At 71.5% G+C, this 615-nt stretch carries 1 protein-coding gene and 1 pseudogene; both read right to left on the bottom strand.

Going from position 1 to position 615, the window contains the following annotated elements; all coding sequences use genetic code 11:
* On the bottom strand, positions 1-443 hold a 443-nt coding region (locus CA983_RS44780), incomplete at its 3' end, for an AAA family ATPase (RefSeq protein ID WP_158101958.1).
* A pseudogene (locus CA983_RS48810) lies at positions 443-615 on the bottom strand (DUF4350 domain-containing protein); the annotation flags it as partial. The pseudogene CA983_RS48810 and the gene CA983_RS44780, both read right to left, overlap by 1 nt.

Genomic DNA, 615 nt, shown 5'->3' with positions numbered 1-615 from the left:
CGGGGGGTGCCGTCGACGGTGACCTGGCGTTCCTCCATGGCTTCCAGGAGGGACGACTGGGTCTTGGGAGGCGTGCGGTTGATCTCGTCGGCGAGGAGGAGGTTGGTGAAGACCGGGCCGGGCTGGAAGGAGAACTCGGCGCTGCGGGTGTCGTAGACCAGGGAGCCGGTCACGTCGCTGGGCATCAGGTCGGGGGTGAACTGGACGCGTTTGGTGTCGAGTTCGAGGGCGGAGGCGAGGGCGCGGACCAGGAGGGTCTTGGCGACGCCGGGGACGCCTTCGAGGAGGACGTGGCCGCGGCAGAGCAGGGCGACGACGAGGCCGGTGACGGCGGGGTCCTGGCCGACCACGGCCTTGGCGATCTCGGCGCGCAGGGCCTCCAGGGCGGCGCGGGCGGCGCCCTGGTCCCCGGTCTGCCCGGCGTTGTCAGTGGTCGGGTCCATCATGGACGGCGTACCTCTCTTTCGAGGGCGTCGAGTTGGTCGGCGAGTGCGATGAGTGCTGCGTCGTCGCTGGGCGGTGGTCCGAAGAGGAGGGTGCGCAGGTCCTGTCCGTCGCCGTGGAGGTGGGCGGACAGGGCGGGGAGCAGGGCCTCGGGCGTGTGCGCCTGGGTGA

It is taken from the genome of Streptomyces swartbergensis, assembly GCF_002148965.1.
Classification (GTDB): Bacteria; Actinomycetota; Actinomycetes; order Streptomycetales; family Streptomycetaceae; genus Streptomyces; species Streptomyces swartbergensis.
Note: the sequence above shows the minus strand (reverse complement) of the source record. Positions and strands in the feature narration are given on the sequence as shown.